Source organism: Spirosoma oryzicola (assembly GCF_021233055.1).
Classification (GTDB): Bacteria; Bacteroidota; Bacteroidia; order Cytophagales; family Spirosomataceae; genus Spirosoma; species Spirosoma oryzicola.
On sequence record NZ_CP089538.1, the window covers coordinates 555,697 to 572,400 of the forward strand.

General features: G+C 46.7%; 18 protein-coding genes. 5 read left to right on the forward strand and 13 right to left on the reverse strand.

The features are described from left to right. Positions 1-50 precede the first annotated feature (50 nt). Entirely contained in the window at positions 51-1,784 is a 1,734-nt protein-coding gene (locus LQ777_RS02255; protein WP_232560895.1) for a 4Fe-4S dicluster domain-containing protein, read from the forward strand. A gap of 19 nt (positions 1,785-1,803) precedes the next feature. Next, a complete protein-coding gene (locus LQ777_RS02260) occupies positions 1,804-2,361 on the forward strand; it encodes an NADH-quinone oxidoreductase subunit J family protein (RefSeq protein WP_232560896.1) in 558 nt (185 codons plus the stop codon). Here the strand turns inward: LQ777_RS02260 and LQ777_RS02265 are convergent. The 5 genes from LQ777_RS02265 to LQ777_RS02285 all read right to left on the reverse strand — a co-directional run bounded on the left by LQ777_RS02265 (position 2,358) and on the right by LQ777_RS02285 (position 6,698). Next, positions 2,358-3,137 (reverse strand): TPM domain-containing protein, encoded by a 780-nt coding sequence (locus LQ777_RS02265; RefSeq protein WP_425276939.1) that lies wholly within the window; start codon positions 3,135-3,137, stop codon positions 2,358-2,360. The genes LQ777_RS02260 and LQ777_RS02265 overlap by 4 nt on opposite strands. Positions 3,138-3,195: 58 nt before the next feature. Beyond that, positions 3,196-3,672 (reverse strand): TPM domain-containing protein, encoded by a 477-nt coding sequence (locus tag LQ777_RS02270; RefSeq protein ID WP_232560897.1) that lies wholly within the window; start codon positions 3,670-3,672, stop codon positions 3,196-3,198. Positions 3,673-3,695: 23 nt separating this feature from the next. Beyond that, complete coding sequence (locus LQ777_RS02275) at positions 3,696-4,277, reverse strand: LemA family protein (RefSeq protein WP_232560898.1); 582 nt, start codon at positions 4,275-4,277, stop codon at positions 3,696-3,698. A gap of 74 nt (positions 4,278-4,351) precedes the next feature. Beyond that, the gene (locus LQ777_RS02280) at positions 4,352-5,809 is read right to left on the reverse strand and encodes a DASH family cryptochrome (RefSeq protein WP_232560899.1); all 1,458 of its coding nucleotides are present in this window, start codon (positions 5,807-5,809) and stop codon (positions 4,352-4,354) included. 82 nt (positions 5,810-5,891) lie between these two features. Next, positions 5,892-6,698: a DUF547 domain-containing protein gene (locus LQ777_RS02285; RefSeq protein ID WP_232560900.1), complete on the reverse strand. Its 807-nt coding sequence runs from the start codon at positions 6,696-6,698 to the stop codon at positions 5,892-5,894. Between the two features lie 88 nt (positions 6,699-6,786). Here LQ777_RS02285 and LQ777_RS02290 point away from each other — a divergent pair, with 88 nt between their 5' ends. Continuing rightward, positions 6,787-7,575: an SDR family oxidoreductase gene (locus LQ777_RS02290; RefSeq protein WP_232560901.1), complete on the forward strand. Its 789-nt coding sequence runs from the start codon at positions 6,787-6,789 to the stop codon at positions 7,573-7,575. Positions 7,576-7,634: 59 nt separating this feature from the next. Here LQ777_RS02290 and LQ777_RS02295 read toward each other — a convergent pair whose 3' ends face one another. The 4 genes from LQ777_RS02295 to LQ777_RS02310 all read right to left on the reverse strand — a co-directional run bounded on the left by LQ777_RS02295 (position 7,635) and on the right by LQ777_RS02310 (position 10,468). Beyond that, positions 7,635-8,294 carry a response regulator transcription factor gene (locus tag LQ777_RS02295; protein ID WP_232560902.1) on the reverse strand — a complete coding sequence of 220 codons (660 nt, stop codon included), beginning with the start codon at positions 8,292-8,294 and terminating at the stop codon, positions 7,635-7,637. A 115-nt stretch (positions 8,295-8,409) separates the two neighbouring features. After that, the gene (locus LQ777_RS02300; protein ID WP_232560903.1) at positions 8,410-9,219 is read right to left on the reverse strand and encodes a sensor histidine kinase; all 810 of its coding nucleotides are present in this window, start codon (positions 9,217-9,219) and stop codon (positions 8,410-8,412) included. Positions 9,220-9,368: 149 nt separating this feature from the next. Next, on the reverse strand, positions 9,369-10,043 hold the full coding sequence (locus tag LQ777_RS02305) for a hypothetical protein (protein WP_232560904.1): 675 nt from the start codon (positions 10,041-10,043) through the stop codon (positions 9,369-9,371). Between the two features lie 14 nt (positions 10,044-10,057). After that, complete coding sequence (locus LQ777_RS02310; protein WP_232560905.1) at positions 10,058-10,468, reverse strand: hypothetical protein; 411 nt, start codon at positions 10,466-10,468, stop codon at positions 10,058-10,060. Positions 10,469-10,895: 427 nt separating this feature from the next. Between LQ777_RS02310 and LQ777_RS02315 the strand changes: the two genes are divergently transcribed. Then, positions 10,896-11,975, forward strand: coding sequence for a TIR domain-containing protein (locus tag LQ777_RS02315; RefSeq protein WP_232560906.1), 1,080 nt, complete (start codon positions 10,896-10,898; stop codon positions 11,973-11,975). Between the two features lie 165 nt (positions 11,976-12,140). Here LQ777_RS02315 and LQ777_RS02320 read toward each other — a convergent pair whose 3' ends face one another. The 3 genes from LQ777_RS02320 to LQ777_RS02330 form a co-directional block, all read right to left on the reverse strand. Continuing rightward, positions 12,141-12,407, reverse strand: a complete 267-nt coding sequence (locus LQ777_RS02320) for a hypothetical protein (RefSeq protein WP_232560907.1) — start codon at positions 12,405-12,407, stop codon at positions 12,141-12,143. Positions 12,408-12,490: 83 nt separating this feature from the next. Then, complete coding sequence (locus LQ777_RS02325; RefSeq protein WP_232560908.1) at positions 12,491-13,267, reverse strand: DUF7192 family protein; 777 nt, start codon at positions 13,265-13,267, stop codon at positions 12,491-12,493. A 114-nt stretch (positions 13,268-13,381) separates the two neighbouring features. Beyond that, entirely contained in the window at positions 13,382-14,935 is a 1,554-nt protein-coding gene (locus LQ777_RS02330) for an AAA family ATPase (protein WP_232560909.1), read from the reverse strand. A 301-nt stretch (positions 14,936-15,236) separates the two neighbouring features. On the opposite strand from LQ777_RS02330, the gene LQ777_RS02335 reads away from it, so the two are divergent. Then, on the forward strand, positions 15,237-15,854 hold the full coding sequence (locus LQ777_RS02335; protein WP_232560910.1) for a ParB N-terminal domain-containing protein: 618 nt from the start codon (positions 15,237-15,239) through the stop codon (positions 15,852-15,854). A gap of 69 nt (positions 15,855-15,923) precedes the next feature. On the opposite strand, the gene LQ777_RS02340 is transcribed toward LQ777_RS02335, so the two are convergent. Further along, positions 15,924-16,670 carry an Abi-alpha family protein gene (locus LQ777_RS02340; RefSeq protein WP_232560911.1) on the reverse strand — a complete coding sequence of 249 codons (747 nt, stop codon included), beginning with the start codon at positions 16,668-16,670 and terminating at the stop codon, positions 15,924-15,926. Positions 16,671-16,704 lie beyond the last annotated feature (34 nt).

A 16,704-nucleotide genomic window follows, 5' to 3' on the forward strand; every position in this document is an offset into this window, starting at 1 on the left:
TGATCGATTGAAAAGTCGAACGGCATTCAATCAATCGGTCCTCTTTTGCCATGTCTTACTTTGACGATATACAGTCCGGTATTCGGACTACACTCAAGGGATTAAGTCTGACGTTGCAACACATACGCAATGCAACGCATCGCCGGACGCCCGAAGGAATTGCCGACGCCAATTATTTTGATCAGCAAAATGGGCTGGTCACGCTTCAATACCCGCACGAGCAGCTTCCTATTCCTGACAATGGTCGTTATCGGCTTCGTAATGAAATTGAGGATTGCATCGTTTGCGATAAATGCGCTAAAGTATGCCCGGTCGATTGCATTACTATCGACGCTATTAAAGCCACAGAAGAAGTCGGACGGGCTTCTGATGGGTCTCCAATTCGATTGTACGCGGCCAAGTTCGACATCGATATGGCTAAGTGCTGCTATTGCGGTCTGTGCACCGCCGTTTGTCCAACTGAGTGTCTGACGATGGACAAAAAGTTCGACTACAGCGAGTTCGAGCTTGGAAAATTAACGTATGAGTTCTCGAACCTGACGGCTGAACAAGCGGACGAAAAACGATCCCTGTACGAGCAATTTCTTCGCGAAAAAGAAGAGCAGAAAGCCGCTCAGGTAGCCGCCAAAGCCGCAGCCCAACCAACCGCTGAAAGCGCACCTGTTGCCAAGCCCAAACCGGCATTCCGGCCCACCGCCAAGCCAGCCGCAACTCCGCCACCTGCTGAACCTGCCAACTCGGAGGGTTCATCTATTGAGCACCCGTTAACGGACGCTACGCCGGACGAAATGCAGCAGATTGCCCAGGGCGGTCTGGAAACGACGAAACGGCCTGTATTCCGCCCAACGAAAAAAACAGCAAATCCGCCTACTGAGGTTCCAAACGAAGCGAAAACTGACGATGTTACTAATGAACTGGTGACAGGGGAGAAGCCTGCTGAAGCCCCACCAAAACCGAAAGCGCCAGGTGGATTCCGGCCAACGATGAAACCGCCAAAACCAGCTGACGAAAAACCAGCTGAGCAACCTGATCCTTCAGCAGCGGAAGAAACGCCCACGCCGAAACCGGCCTTTCGGCCAACGATGAAGCCACCTAAGCCGGTCGCTAACGACCTACCAGCGGATTCAGAAGCACAGCTGACCAACGAAGAAAGTAAACCAGAGCCGAAAGCGCGTCCGGCGTTCCGGCCCACCATGAAACCGAAATCGGCTCAAATAGACGAACCTGCGCTCCGTAGTGAGGATGAAAAAACAGAGGCTATTGAGAACGTAAGCAAGGAAAGCTCATCGGCATCCGAAGATGAGAATGCCAAGCCGAAGCCTGCGGGTGGGTTCAGGCCGACCATGAAGCCAAAAGTAGCTGCACCTCCCAGTGAACCAGCGAACGATGTATCATCGGAAAAGTCGATTGGTCAGGATGCAGAAGAGGCAGCTATTGAAGAGCCTAAGCCAAAACCCGCCTTTCGGCCAACGATGAAGCCGAAGGCAAGTGAACCTCTGCCAACGCCAGCTGAACCACAAAGCAGCGAAACGGATAACGTAATCTCAGAAAAACCAGAAGAGGAAAGTGATAAGCCTAAACCGGTTTTTCGCCCGACGATGAAGCCGAAGGGTACACCGGTTTCTGAACCCGAAAAAGGGCCGTCGTCGGAAGGTACTGTTGCCCAGAGCTCAGCAACCCAGCCGGAGGAAGCGCCCAAGCCTAAAGCCACTTTTCGGCCAACGATGAAGCCCAAAGTAGCTCCTCCAAAACCGGCGTCGGATGACGAAACGGCATCAGAATAACTAGACAAACGGAAGATCTGTGGTTCAACTCGCTTTTTATGGATTTGCTGCCCTGACGATAGGCGGAGCACTAGCCGTGTTACTAACCCGAAACGTACTGTATGCGGCCTTTTTCCTGTTGTTGACGCTGCTTGGTGTGGCAGGACTGTTCGTGCTGGCGAGCGCTGATTTTCTGGCAGTGGCCCAAATCATGATCTACGTTGGCGGGGTGCTGGTGCTGGTTATTTTCGGCGTGATGCTTACTCAAAAGAACGCATCATCAAACGCAGATAGTCAGTCGCCTAACCGCATTCCTGCCTTGAACCGTGCCGGAACGTACTCCTGGTTGCTCGCTTTGTGCGTAGCAGGTGGATTGTTTGTTGCTTTGTATACGTTGTTGGCGCGGGCTAATTTTTCGCTTTTGACTCGTCCAGTCGGCTGGAAAACAACGGTCGGTACTATTGGCAAGCAACTGATGACCGAATACGTCGTCCCGTTTGAGATCGTTGGTATTTTGCTATTGGCGTCCTTAGTTGGCGCAACGTATCTAGCGGCACCACTAACCCAAAATCGTAATTCCGGTCGTAACGGCGTTTAATAATCACCACCCGCGCCACCACCGCCGAAGCTCCCACCGCCAAAGCCGCCAAAGTCGCTGCCACCACCGCCACCGCTCCAGCCACCTCCGCGTGAACCGCCCCAGCCGGAATACGTCGAGGTAGGGAAAAAGACGGGCGGAAAGAAACCTCCACCCCGGTTGCTTCCATTGCCTCCCCCTCGGTTGCGCCGGGAGATGATGAAGATGATAACGAAGATGATGACAACCCAGATCAGGAAACCTGCTCCGTCGCCATCTGACTGGTCTTTCGGATCCGCTTTGTACTCACCACTGGCACGCTGAATAATTTCAGTAGTTGCCTTGTCTAAGCCTTGATAGTACTGCTCCTGCTTGAATGCTGGTACAATGGTGTTGCTGATAATGCGTTTGGCAATGGCGTCGGGAATGGCTCCCTCGAGGCCGTAGCCAGTAGCAATAAAAACTTTCCGCGTCTGCGTTGCCCAGGCAAGGACTAAGCCGTTGTTCTTGCCCTGCTGTCCAACCCCCCACTTTCTACCGACTTGAAAGGCAAAATCGCCGATAGGGTAAGGCTCCGTGGTTTTTACGATAACAACAGTGATCTGTGTCGATGTGGAATCGTTGTAGGCACGGAGTTTTTGCTCCAACTGATTGCGCTCGCTACCGCTCAGAATACCCGCAAAGTCGTTCACCAAACGCGGTGGATTCGGTTTGTCAGGGATGACAGCGTCAGGAGTGCCCGTTGATGAATCCTGCGCCAGCAGATGGTTTGGTAATGCCATAAAAAACAACAGCATGACCAGACTAATCGTGTGGGCGGTTCGGTATAGGAAGGTGGATACGTTCACGAAGTTATCAATCAAACGAAATTTCATCGGCGAGTTCGTTGGTATCGGTTTCGCCATCATACGGGAAATAATGCCGCAGTTGTTGTCCGGCTTTTTCGATGCCTCGGCTTAATCCTTCGGTGTATTGACCCGCTGCAAAGTGGCTGCGCATCAGCTCTTTTGTGCTTGCCCAAAAATCGGCGGGTACTTTCGAGTTGATACCTTTATCGCCGACTAAAGCAAACTTGCGGTCAACATGCGCCAGATAAAACAGCACACCGTTCTGTGCTTTTGTCTGGCGCATACCGAGCTGATCGAATACGGCGATAGCGCGTTGGACAGGATCTGAAGTCGGGCAATGTTGCTCAACATGCACCCGAATTTCTCCAGACGTGGCTTTCTCGGCCTGTCGAATGGCATCTACAATGCGTTGCTGATCTTCGGGAGTAAATGGATTGTTCATGGCCGGGGCAACAATCTGCGCACCCGTGAGCCTGTTGTGCATAGCTCACGGGTGCGGAAACTGGTTTAGAACTGCACGGTCGGTGCGCTTTGCGCTGCCTGCGACGCTTCAAAGAAGCCTTTTACGGGGAAGCCAAAAATACCGGCGAAAATATTGTTCGGGAATGACCGCACGGACTGATTGTAGGTTTTAACCGATCCATTGAAGTCGTTACGTGCCACAGCGATACGGTTTTCGGTTCCTTCCAACTGGGCTTGCAACTCCGAGAAATTCTGATTTGCTTTCAGGTTTGGATAGTTCTCCGCTACTGCTAACAACCGCGATAAAGAACCACTAAGCTGATCCTGAGCAGCCTGAAATTTCTGGATGTTTTCCGGTGTCAGTTGATCCGCGTTCAGATTGATCCCAGTTGCGTTAGCTCGGGCCTGTATTACAGCCGTCAGTGTACTTTTCTCAAAGGTAGCGGCTCCCTGTACCGTTCGTACGAGGTTCGGAATAAGGTCGGCCCGACGTTGATATTGCGTTTGTACAAGCGACCATTTTTCCTGTACCTCGGTATCACTCTGGACAAGGCCGTTATAGGAGCTACAACCGTACATGCCCAAAATCAGGGCGACAACGATCACAATAATTAATGTTCTTGACATGGTTTTTTAGGATGGTACTGTGTTATTGAGTCAAAGTTGAACAAAACTTGTTAGGATGTAAACTTAAAACTGGGTCAACGGTTTTTTTCCGCTGTTGCCCACCGGTTTGGGTTGATGATTGGTAGGGGATACGTGTCGCCCAGCGTAACCCTATATTGTGCCTGATCGGCAACCGATAAGTTGTAAACAGAATGAATTTTTTCTGCCGGAACAGCCGCTAATTCCGGAAGCCAGCGCTTAACGTATTCTCCCGCTTCGTCGAAACGCACCGCCTGATCATACACGTTGATTGTGCGGTTTTCGTGGGGATCATTGCTTACATCGGCGACGTAGTTCCAGCTACCCCAGTTGGTACAAGGATCGTAATCGACAAGCAGGCTTTCGAAATAAGAGGCACCCCATGTCCAGATAACGCCCAGGTCGTTAGCGAGAAAACGGCTGACGGTCTGCCGCCCCCGGTTAGACATAAAGCCTGTCGCGTTTAACTCCCGCATGTTTGCGTCGATAAACGGAATTCCCGTTTTCCCCTCAGCCCACTGTTCGAAGAGAGTTTTGTCACGAAGCCATGGCTTATTCAAATTTTGCTGTATTCCGCTTGGTTTGAAAAGTCTTGATCCGTACCGGAGAGCGGTAAACCGAAAGAAGTCGCGCCAAATCAGGTCCGATAGAATACGCTCGGTCGAGTCGTTTTTGGCGCGGTCTGCCTGATAGCGCATAACCTCCTGATAAATCAATCGAGGAGACAAACAACCCAGCGCTAGCCATGCCGAAAACTTCGATGGATAATCGTCGCTGGGTAGTCCGTTTCTGGCGTCCTCGTACGTTTTAACGAGTTCATTTTCCCAGATGTACTGATGCAGCCGCTGAACTCCCGTCGTCTCTCCGCCCGCGTACCGACTGGTTGTATTTTCGTTGATTTGGTATGCCTCATCCACGTCCGAAAAACCAAACGAAGCTAGTGAAGGTAGTTCCTGCGTTGGAATTCCCGGAACGAGCCGGACCGTTTGGGGCTCGGCGATTGGTTTCCGTACGGCGGTATAGGGTTCAACGGAGTTATGGAATTCCGTAAAGCTTTTGGGCAGTCGTGAAACCCAGAACGGTAAATCGCGAACGTGGTACAGCGTCGATACCCAGAACAGATCAATGTCAATGTTGATTGGCTTGAGCAGCTTGCTTAGATCCGATTCCGTATCCGTCTCTTCTTCGGCAACTTCTTTGCTGGCGTAGATGGCTTCCGCGTCAATTTCTTCCGCTAGCTGAGCCAGTATTTTGGCCGAGTGACCGACGCGTATGATTAGATCAGCGCCTTTGGCCTGGAGTGATCTACGCAGGTCCGCTACCGCTTCAATCATGAACTTGGCGCGGTAAATCCCGGTTCGGCGAAAACCAAGCTCAGGTAATTCGTCGAACCAGCGCGGTTCGAAAACATACACCGGAAGAACCTCGTCCGCCATTTCGACGGCGCGGGCGAACCCTTCGTTATCGTGAAGGCGCAGATCGTTTCGGAACCAGTATAAAATTCGTTTAGGCATAATTGTGTACAGTAACCGAGTTTGCAGTAAGCAGAAACAATATCGAAAGGCTACAGTTCCATCTGGCCTTGTTAGCGTCTGGTTATTGCTCGTTCAACCCCCAGTTGTAATCCAGATAAGAGATTGGCGTATCCCGATTGATTTTTGCTGACGAGTAGCGGTTTACCCAGTAATCAACCGATTTGTTACTTTTCTGCCAATCGCTTTTGTACCAGTCAAAAATTTTCGAAAGACTCGCTCTTTGTGGACTAATGGCATTTTTGGCCGGATTGTTTAGAAAGTCGCTGCCTTGCTCGTCTAACTGATCGATAAGTTTGTCGGGTTGGTACGCTTCATTCCGTAGGCGAGGACCTAACGTGGCTGCGGGTACCAACGCGAAGTGGATTCGGGGTTCGTTGAATTGCTTACGCAGCACACTGCGCTCGATATGGTCAAGGCTCATGTCTTTACCCCCGATTTTAAAGAATTTGCTCGCCCAGGGCGTTGTTACAAACGGTATCTGAACTTTAGAACCGATGTCTTTAATACTCGCGACCGGGTAATGATTCAAAATCAACTGGATGGTATAGGCATTATACGCATTGATCCAGTAAGCCATCTGCTCATTTCTGGACCACTTATCCGCTGGTGGATTGTTACTAAGCATGTCCAGATACTTTGTCAGCTCTTTCTGGTCATGTTTAAAACCTCTGTAATTGACAAGACCCTTTTCGTTGACGTACTTTTTTAGCAACCTGTCGTAGAGAGTATGGTTAACTGGAACACCCGTTGTGGAGGCATTTGTTGGTGTAGTGACCCCTACTGAGAAAGGTATAACAAAGGCCGTCAGACTTATGAACAGACAGCTGACAATGCCGGTGATTGCTATTTTTAGCAAGGAAGGTGTCATTAAAATTTGTTTGTTTACGATTATGGGCGCAAATAAGCGTCAAAAACTGAAACCTCAGCCGTTTGGCTGACGTAACGAATCGAACGCAATGAATCTTGATTTAACTGGAAAAACCGCTCTTGTTGGGGGGAGCACCCAAGGGATTGGCCGTGCTTCGGCCATTGAATTAGCGCTATTGGGTGCTAACATTGTGCTTATGGCCCGGAATGAAGAAACGCTCAAGACCACACTGGCTGACTTGGACACGACAAAAGGGCAACTACATCGATACCTGGTCATTGATTTTAGCCAGCCGGGAGCCGTTGCAACAGCGGTCGCGAATCATTTGGCCCAGTTTCCAGACGTACACATCCTCGTTAACAATACGGGCGGTCCGGCAGGTGGACCCATCATCGACGCCACACCGGAAGAGTTTACGCATACATTTCACAACCATTTGCTCAATAATCAGTCCTTAGTTCAGGCGGTGGTGCCCGCTATGAAGCAAGCCGGTTATGGCCGGATCGTGAATATCATTTCTACATCAGTCAAACAACCCATTGTGGGGCTGGGCGTGTCGAATACCATCCGGGGAGCGGTGGCTCAGTGGGCTAAAACGTTGTCGCTGGAGATCGCGCGTTTTGGCATTACGGTGAATAACGTCTTGCCCGGTTATACGCGTACGGCCCGTCTGGACTCCGTGTTGGCCATGCGCGCCAAAGCATCGGGTAAGACGGAAGACGAAGTGTCGGCTCAGATGGAAAGCGAAATTCCTACGGGTCGGTTTTCAACCGCTGAAGAGGTAGCAGCCGCCGTCGCGTTTTTGTGTACGCCCGCAGCCGCGTCGATCAATGGGATCAACGTTCCGGTGGATGGCGGTAAGACGGGAAGCTTATAAACGAGTCGCTGGTCATTGTGGTGCCGGATACTCATACCCGGCACCACAATGACCATACGTTACACCAGGCTGTTTTTAAACGCGTAGGCTACCATACCTGCCGTATTTTTGGTGCCCGTTTTTTCCAGAATGCGTAGCCGGTGTCCTTCAACGGTACGCGGGCTGAGAAAGATTTTTTCGCTGATTTCATTCGTTGACAGCCCTTCGCAAATCAGCGTTAGTACTTCCTTCTCCCGTTCGGAAAGGAGAATTTTACTGTTATAAAATGAGTTGGCTGGTTTGTTAACCGTGGTTTTATTAGTCATTTTGCGAAGCATCGCTCTGGAAACGAATTCGTTCAAATAAACGCCTTCGTCCATAACCTTCCGAATCGCCTTTTCCACTTCACCCGCTTCGGCATCTTTCAGCAGATACCCGCTAACTCCTTTTTCGAGCAGGTGCAGCACCATCCGGTCTTCATCGTGCATAGTGAGCACGACAATCTTGACCAGGGGGTAATTCTCACGGAGATAATCAGCCGTTGCTGTACCGTCCAGCACCGGCATTTGCAGGTCCAGCAGAACGACATCCGGCGTTTTGCGGGGAATTTTATCGATGAGATCTTGTCCGTTTCCTGCTTCGAGAATAAGTTCGAAGTCATGAATCTGGCCCAGGATAGTAGCCATACCGACTCGGAATAGCGTGTGGTCGTCGCAGAGTGCCAGTTTAATTTTTCGCATGAGCGTAGAGGTAAGGTTCTATTAGTAATTTGTTGGTCGTATTTGTCATCTGCCGGGAAAACAGCTTGACACAAAAAAGTAAGCAAACAAACGAACAACTAAACAGACAAGCAAATCAACCTAGTAATGGGGCGGGTTGGGCAACTTGCAAGCGTATTTGGACATGAATTTGCGAGCCGCGACCGGGAGCAACATCGAAGGTGGCATGGCCGTCAACTACGCTCAGGCGGCTTTCAATATTTCGTAGACCCAGACCACCTTGTTTGCTTTCCGTGACAGCGTCGAAGTCAAAGCCTATGCCGTCGTCCAGTACGGACAAACGCACGATGTCGGAAAGGCATTGCAACTGAATAACAATATGCTTGGCCCGCGCATGACGGATGGCATTGTTGACAAGCTCCTGCGCGATGCGGTACAGCATCAGGTCAATGGCTGATGATAACTGATTGATTGTTTCAGGATAGTCCAGCTGCACATCCAGTTCACTGTCACTGGCGCGGTCGGCCAGTTCTTCCAGCGCGGGCAGCAAACCAAACCGGTCGAGGGTTGTCGGAACCAGATCACGGCTGATACGACGGACATTGGTCATCATATCGTCAATGATGGAGCGGGTTTTTTCGATCTGTAAACTGGCCCGGATGTTATCTTCGTTAAGTTGGCGCTCCAGTTGATTCAGGCTCATTTTGGTCACGGAGAGCATGGTGCCAATACCGTCGTGCAAATCTTCGGCCAGCCGTCTTCGCTCTTCTTCCTGCCCCCGAAAGGTAGCCGTCATCAGTTCGCGTCGGTGCTGCTCCTGTAATTCTTTAAGGGCTAGTTGCTGCTTTGCCTGTTTTTGTTGGTAATAAGCCACGAAGATGATGATGAACACCGCCATCATCAGCAACACAACTGTACCAACGGCAATAACAAAACCAGAATCCATTGATGAAATCAATTATGACCAAAGCCAAATAAAGTAAAGTTGGCCAATTTGATCTGAACGTCAAAAAAATGAAATTACGATTGAGTGAGTGGTAGAAGACGTAATAGGCTGATTAGCATTAGCAGCGGTAAGGTATTAGCGGCAATTAGTTATAGCAGATTTCCCTTTTCGTACTTACTAAACCAAATCCCAATTGATGAAAACGTAACCAAAAAAAGAAAGAGGATATTGTTTATATTCCAGTACGTATCAAATAATTCATCGCTAACCAGCGATGGGTTGAAAATGATTTTGCTGAAAATTGAAATAAAGAAAGTACCCGTCGCGTAAATAATTATGCCTGAGCTTATCCAGAATAAATTGTGAATGAGAATATTCCGAATGCGCATGTCTGATAAGATTTTATTGAAATAAAGCAGCGCCAGAATGATTATGTATAGTCTGTACGTTATTGAGCCTACAGGATCAGCTTCGAGACGTTTGATATTGACCAGACAGATAAGAAAAGAAAGTACAGCTAGCCCCGTGATTATACGTTTGGTCAATACGCTGTCGAAAGCTGAAAAATAAACAGTAGTCAGGAGTAAAATGCCGCCTAAGGGATATAGATTTAAGATAAAAAGATTATTTTTTGATTCCAGACCGAGCCAAATCATCCATGTATCACCAAGGAGATACATGCCAAAAAATAACAGAATTAGTTTAGATGATTTGCTTAAAACTTTATAGTTAGCGAGCCCTATCAGAATAGGGAAAATACTGCTAATATCTGAGATAAAATCTAACGGATATTTGCCTGATAATAGCAGTAATCTTTCCAGCATACGTTCAACCGTTTTTAGTTATCTTCATCTCCACCACAGTGTCTTGGGCATGGCAGGCCATCGCCAAGTGTAGCTGCGCTTTGGTTCATGTCTTTCAAGCCGGCACTGCCACTGTTGACGCCTATGTTCTTGCCTTTTGCATTAACGGCAGTCAACAAAACGCGTGGCTTAAGCTGTCCGACTCCAACTTCGGTAGGATTTCCATCGGTATCCTCCCAACGCTTGGCATGGTGTACCCGAAGCCCGACGCAATCTGGATGGTTGAGAAGTTCTTTTATCTGATTAATTCCAAAATACTCGGAACGAACATAATCATCTGTCGACAGACCAACGGCTAGCTTACGATCACGATAAGCTTCTTTCATTGATTTGGTTTCAGAAGAATTTAAAAAACGTCCGGCGTTTTCACTAAACGGAGTAGTCATGTGCGTTTATAAAGAATAGTGATGGGTGGAAAGCTATTAGTAAACCGTAGACTTTTCAATCGAAGGTACGCGTTTTGACGCGAATACTGCCTTTAGGTCTGCTGAATCAGGTAGTTCTACGTAGTGAATTAGGGGCTTCTCCTTAATTGTAAGTGCTGATAAAAAATCAGGGTTTTTGCTCTTACGCAGTCGGGTGTTGACCCGTTACCTTTGTATCGTAGCTGATGGGCAACCAGGCGACGTTATTTCTCATCTCATAGGTTAGGTTAAGATAACCCTGCTAACATATTGAATAGCAGGGTTATTTGTTTTTATTGCTGAAACAATACTGGAACATTATTCCTTCTGCTCTAAAATTCAGTATATATACTCCCTGAGTCGTAATACTCTTAAGTAGGTAAAAAGACAACTTAAGAATTCTATTTTTGTGAATAAGACTAAACAAATAGAAGAGATGTTTAGAGACGTATTTATAAGCCACGCTAGGGAAGATTCAGAAATTGCAGAACAAATATATGATTACTTGGAATCAGAGGGGTATAGTCCATGGCTTGATAAACGTAAATTAAGACCTGGAGCGAACTGGGATTATGAAATCAGACAAGCATTGAAGAGAAGCGATTTTGTTATAGTGTTGCTGTCTTCTATCTCAGTGAGTAAAAGGGGGTATGTTCAAAGAGAGTTCAAACTAGCTTTGGAGTACGCAGAAACCAAACTAGAGGATGATTATTACATACTACCAATCCTTATAGATGAATGTGCAGTGCCAGAAGGACTGTCTAAGTATCAATGGATAGAAATCAATAAAGAGAATTTCATGGCTGATGTTCTAGAATCTCTTAACATTCAACGTGACAGATACATAAAATCTCTGCCGCAGGGAAGTATAGAATTGAATCAATATACGAAAATATCAATTCCTCTTAACAGAGATATAGGTGGTAAACTGAAATATCATTGTGAAATACCACAGTTTTACCCTAATCGCTTTTTTGACTCACAATACGTTAACACAGTAATACAGCATGATACTTTAGAGATAATAAATGACTACAGGGGTTGGATAGGTGACATTGAAGTTGACGATCATTTAAAAAGGTTTAGCGAACTTGACATGGAAATAAATTTTTCGATTTATGAATTGTCTGAAGAAATGCTAAGTATTAAAATTATTATTAACTCATTTCTCGGAGGAGCGCATCCAAACACTCAGACACACAACATCAACATAGCCTTCAAGCCTGATAGGAAAGTTTACTTAAATGACGTAGTGGTGTATAAAAATTTAACAACGTTTGTTAAGAGTATGATTTCTAGGTTTGGAGACAAGGAGCAAAGGGAAAATTTACCTCATTATGCAAAATATATAAAGAACACAGATTTTACGATTGATGATAAAAATCTGTATTTGGATTTTACTAACCACTCCCCTAGAGTTATTTTGAGTTTAGCTAATTTAGATATTCCACTCCATAAAATAGAACTTAAAGTTCATGAGGACTTATAATTTGTTTAGATAATGATTGGTATATAGTACTAATGTTAGGACGAAACCCGGCTTGATTGATATGTTGACTTGATTAACGGTTTTTTGTGTACCTCCCGAATGTTGGGAGGTATTCGCTAGTAGCTTTCTGACTAGCCAGCAGTTGTCTGGTTTGCGTTCATTGTCTTACGCTTGATAGAGTAGAGGTTGGACAGGGTGGTAAAACGTTTCTGGGACTGGGGTTTCGACAACTGTAGGCGATAGCGGCAGCATACGTTCTTTCGAGTGGCCCCGGCTTAGAACCTGATCTTTGCGCAGGTCGATGCTCAGCAGTTCCCGGACGCGAGGCTCGAAATAGGTGACTTTGTAGTACTCGTCCGTCAGGCCGACAATGCGCCCGGTGTAAATGGCTTTGCAATCGCCCAGGTCAAAAGAGAATGTTACTGTAAACATAATGTTAATCTGTTAGAAAGTGAAAAAGGTAATGTTAATATGATACTGCCGGGCGAAGTGATACCCGTCAGGAGGGGAGGGGGTTACTTGTTTTCAAGTAGGTATTCCAAGCCTATTACTTTCATGTAATCTTCGAATTGAACGTTCACCCGTTCGGAATAGGCATTGAAATAGAGCGATGGGAACGTAATAAGGTTTTCGAATTGCAAAACCTCCAGATCGGCTATATCACAACAGTACAAATCAGATGTTAAAAACCGTTTGTAGTGGTTGTTGATAAACGGGCAAACGACGCGGGTAAAAAATTCATTGTTTAGAATTGTCCCGGCGAATACAGCCATATTAATCGGCTCGTGGTATTCTTTGATTGGGGTTTTAAACACAATCCGCCGTCTTTCACCCTTGTGAATGCCGTCGAAACTAGCAGTTATACGGCAGCGTAATCCTTTAGCTTCCAGAATGTCAATCGCCTGCAAAACGTTTTTGTAGTAGTGGAAAACCCGGCTGTCTGGTGTGCTGCAAGGTCTGCCCATGCGAATATTTACATCAATGAACTGGGCTTGTTCGTATTGACCCTCGAAACTGAACATGCATTCAGGTTCGCCACTCAGAAACTGGCCAACGTCTACAAAGTCGCCAGCAAGTTCGTAGCTGGGCAGTAGCTGATCGGGCAGTACTAGTTTAGCCTCTTTACGAATGGCGAGAAAGCGTTCCAGTGTGTAGTCGTCGCCAATTAGAGCGAGGTCTGCCAGTGATTGAACGCAGAGCGAACGTTCAGTAAGTTGAGTAAGGGTTAGTTCGCCAAGATCGTCAACAGTTGCTTTGTTGAGGGCGCGAATTATTGAGGTGACGGTTGCCATAATTACGAATTGTCTGGTCTGTTAGAGTAAGAGCAAAGGTAATATTAATATTACCTTTGTCAAGGGCAAATCATAGAAAACCCGGACAGTTTTTTCTGTCCGGGCTGGACTTGACTAGTAGAACCGGGTATAAACCTTTTTTACGCGTTCGGTTAATATCGGGTTCATTCCTTTGATTACCCGCGTTTGCATCGCGTATGCTGGGGATTTGCCAGCGGCCAGCAACTTACCGCCTTGAATGGATGCGCGGGGGCTAATAACAATGCGTTCGTTTACAAACTCTTTCCGAACGGCTTGGACGAACTGGCAGAACTTTTTGTCTGGGGCAAGCGACATTTCCAGTTTCTCATCATAACCGAACTCAATAACAGAAAAGCGGTCGAGGGTTGCGTCGTCCAGCTGGCTACGTCCTACGTACTGGCGGGTTGCGCCGGTCCCGAACGTATTAGCGCAGGCAATCAGAACAAAATCTTCGTGCTTGCGGATCATGCCGTCAGCAAAGGCGCAGTAATTATTGGCTAGTGCGCTGTTGAGGACTGCGATAACGTTAGGATTACCGGCGTCTATTTCGTCAAGAACAAAAACCCCGCCCTTTTCGTACGCTACCCGGAACTCAGTACTGACAAAGTTACCGTTCGCGTCCATGTAGCCGAGTAGTTCAGACTTCGACGTTTGCGAGCAAACCGATTTGCAGTAGAAATCTAGCTGTAACGCTTGGGCAACGTTTTCGCAGACGGTTGTTTTGCCCGAACCTGCTGGGCCTACTAGCATAACGTGATCCCGTACGGCAACGTGGCTCAAAATATCTTCGAAACGCTCATGCACCAGACCCTCAACTTTTACGGCGGCTTTATCATTTACTTTTACCTGTATCGTAGTAACGCCTGATTTCGTCGCCATAGATAGTTCTTCCAGTAGCTCGTTAAGCTCGAAAAGGCTTTGCTTAAACGGCATTGTCTCGTTTGCTACCGCTACCCGGACTTGTTCGGCTATCGCTTCGGCGTCTGCTGGCTGAGCTGTTGTTGTCGTCTTTGGCTTTATACCGGCAAGCAGCTGGGCAAGTTGACGCGCGGTTTCTTCTATGTTGTCTGAATCAGAAACCTGTGAAATGTCCTCAACAATTACCGGCGCAGATTCAGGGGCTACTACTGTTTCAGTCTTTACTACTGCTGGCGCTGGTTCAGCTTTCTTTTCAACCGTTGGCGCAGTTGTGTTTTCTGCTTTCGCTGGACGAGGGTTTGCGATAACCCACTTAGTCATGGCAGCGTCAAATTCTTCCTCGCTCGTAAAATCCATACGGCGCGGTGCTTTCGTTGGCTTAACTTCTGCAACTGCTGGCTCAGGCTGTACGTCTGCTTCTGCTGTTTCGGCTACTATTGTTTCAGCTGCTGGCTCAGACGGTACGACTGGAACCTGTACGTTTGTCGATTTAACTGTAACCTTAGAGGCTACTGATTTCTTTGCTGGAGCTTCTTCGTTCGTTATTCCGTCGTTCAGTGCTTTGTAAGCATTCGAGATAGAACGACGTCCGCCTTTAGCATCAATAGGAACTTCTAGGAACTTGGCTAAATCCATCCACTGCCCTTCGAACTCATGTAAACCTACTGCCTTTGCGTATTCTGCTACTGTGTTAAACTGACGAGCGTTAATGATGTAAGCGGTTTTCATAGTGTTAATCTGTATAAGGTGAAAGTATGTCAGCAATTCAGCGGTTTGTTTCTCTGTTTACTCGTTGTAAAGGTAATACTAATATTACTATCATGTCAAGGGTATTCATGGGATTCCCACCGAAAAATGCGGGATAATTCGCCACCCGTTCAGCCTCAGCAGGGTTATAATCAGGGATATTTTTACGGGTATTAAATCTTTTCTGCTGCCTTTATTCATCTATAGTCAAACTTTCTCCCCTCCCCCCTCTACTTTTTATGTAATATTAATACTACTTTCGCCTTGGTCATTAACGTACACAATGGAACTACAGATTAGCCCCGTTCTTTCGGGTCTGCCGCGAGTCAATTCTAACGACTTGGAGGACTTGCAGGGCAACCTCAAAGACTTGACCGAAAAGAACTACAAACGGCTCAAGAACTCATTAGAAACCGAAGGCTTCATTTTTCCCCTGTTTGTCTGGGAGGACCCGAATACCGGGGAAAAGTATTCGTTTGACGGTCATCAACGCTTACGGCTCATTCAGCGCGAAATTCCAGGGGGAATAATGTTGCCTTACGTTCGCGTTGAAGCCAGCGACCGGGAGGACGCCAAGAAAAAGCTACTGCTGTTTAACTCGAATTACGGGGAAGTCACAAAGGACGGTTGGGATGAATTTATAGCGGAGTTCTCCGATACGTCATTCGTGAGCAACATGACCACGTTCAGCGGCTTTCTGGATGAGAACTGGAATGTAAGCACCGATGACGACGACGCGAGCAAGGTAGACGACGCCAGTTCGAACACAGATTCGGGTGTTGCTGATGCTGATACGCCAACGTACCGGGTCGAGGCCGTTTGTGTATCTGAACGGGAGCAGGAACAATTATTCAATGAACTAACCGAACGCGGATTCCCATGCAAAGTTCTATCTCTATAAGTTACTTATTCACAAGAAATATTGAGTAGTAACTTAAAAAGCTTTCGATATACTACGCCTACAAATGGACTAATTACCAATACTATTGCTAGCTGAATGTGAGTTTATTGTAACTGCATCTAAAAACCGTTTGCCCGAACTGGTTAAATATATAATTGTCACATTATTCTGCTTTTCATAGATCTCATCAGTTGGAGCTAATACTTCGGCTAAACCAGAATCTAGAAGAATATTGCAAGAGTAACTCCATTTGTGTAGGATTTTATCACGGCATTTCAGGAGGAAATAATCAAAACCATCACGAGGTGAACCAAAATAAACGCTGAAGCCCTCACCTAGGTTATCTACAGTATTTAGTTGCATTAGCAAATCAGCTTCATCTGCACTAAGAGTTGATAAAATATTCACATAGCGGGGATGAAAATTTGAGTCAGTTATTTGATTTGCTATAATATTCTCCCACATCTCGTGCAAGATTGGATTTGTCTCCTTCGAAGCTTCTTCAAAGGAAGTAATAAAGCTTTTTGTATGCTTCGGAATCAATATATTACCACTCCGCTTGGCCTTTTCGACTGCATTTTGAATAGTAAAAGCAGCTAGTGCTTTTTCTACTTCAACCATATTGTCAAATTTCTGTCTTATATATCTTCCAATGCCGCTCGTCGTTTCTGTTATCGGAGCAACTATTTTACTAAATGTATCAATTAGGCCTCTGCTAGCCTCTATGTATACTTCTTTGGGAATCGCCTCCGCGGTTTTCCCTAAACCTACTATGTCAAAACCTGAATCAGCTTTATCAGAACTCTTATCTTTCATGTGGATTGGAATATATAATTATATACATCAAGTT

What these genes read in the sequence shown, in the direction of transcription:
- LQ777_RS02255 (WP_232560895.1), top strand. Translation starts at nt 51, where the DNA reads ATGTCTTACTTTGACGATATACAGTCCGGTATTCGGACTACACTCAAG.
- LQ777_RS02265 (WP_425276939.1), bottom strand. Translation starts at nt 3,137, where the DNA reads ATGCTGTTGTTTTTTATGGCATTACCAAACCATCTGCTGGCGCAGGAT.
- LQ777_RS02270 (WP_232560897.1), bottom strand. Translation starts at nt 3,672, where the DNA reads ATGCACAACAGGCTCACGGGTGCGCAGATTGTTGCCCCGGCCATGAAC.
- LQ777_RS02275 (WP_232560898.1), bottom strand. Translation starts at nt 4,277, where the DNA reads ATGTCAAGAACATTAATTATTGTGATCGTTGTCGCCCTGATTTTGGGC.
- LQ777_RS02280 (WP_232560899.1), bottom strand. Translation starts at nt 5,809, where the DNA reads ATGCCTAAACGAATTTTATACTGGTTCCGAAACGATCTGCGCCTTCAC.
- LQ777_RS02285 (WP_232560900.1), bottom strand. Translation starts at nt 6,698, where the DNA reads ATGACACCTTCCTTGCTAAAAATAGCAATCACCGGCATTGTCAGCTGT.
- LQ777_RS02290 (WP_232560901.1), top strand. Translation starts at nt 6,787, where the DNA reads ATGAATCTTGATTTAACTGGAAAAACCGCTCTTGTTGGGGGGAGCACC.
- LQ777_RS02295 (WP_232560902.1), bottom strand. Translation starts at nt 8,294, where the DNA reads ATGCGAAAAATTAAACTGGCACTCTGCGACGACCACACGCTATTCCGA.
- LQ777_RS02300 (WP_232560903.1), bottom strand. Translation starts at nt 9,219, where the DNA reads ATGGATTCTGGTTTTGTTATTGCCGTTGGTACAGTTGTGTTGCTGATG.
- LQ777_RS02305 (WP_232560904.1), bottom strand. Translation starts at nt 10,043, where the DNA reads ATGCTGGAAAGATTACTGCTATTATCAGGCAAATATCCGTTAGATTTT.
- LQ777_RS02310 (WP_232560905.1), bottom strand. Translation starts at nt 10,468, where the DNA reads ATGACTACTCCGTTTAGTGAAAACGCCGGACGTTTTTTAAATTCTTCT.
- LQ777_RS02320 (WP_232560907.1), bottom strand. Translation starts at nt 12,407, where the DNA reads ATGTTTACAGTAACATTCTCTTTTGACCTGGGCGATTGCAAAGCCATT.
- LQ777_RS02325 (WP_232560908.1), bottom strand. Translation starts at nt 13,267, where the DNA reads ATGGCAACCGTCACCTCAATAATTCGCGCCCTCAACAAAGCAACTGTT.
- LQ777_RS02330 (WP_232560909.1), bottom strand. Translation starts at nt 14,935, where the DNA reads ATGAAAACCGCTTACATCATTAACGCTCGTCAGTTTAACACAGTAGCA.
- LQ777_RS02335 (WP_232560910.1), top strand. Translation starts at nt 15,237, where the DNA reads ATGGAACTACAGATTAGCCCCGTTCTTTCGGGTCTGCCGCGAGTCAAT.
- LQ777_RS02340 (WP_232560911.1), bottom strand. Translation starts at nt 16,670, where the DNA reads ATGAAAGATAAGAGTTCTGATAAAGCTGATTCAGGTTTTGACATAGTA.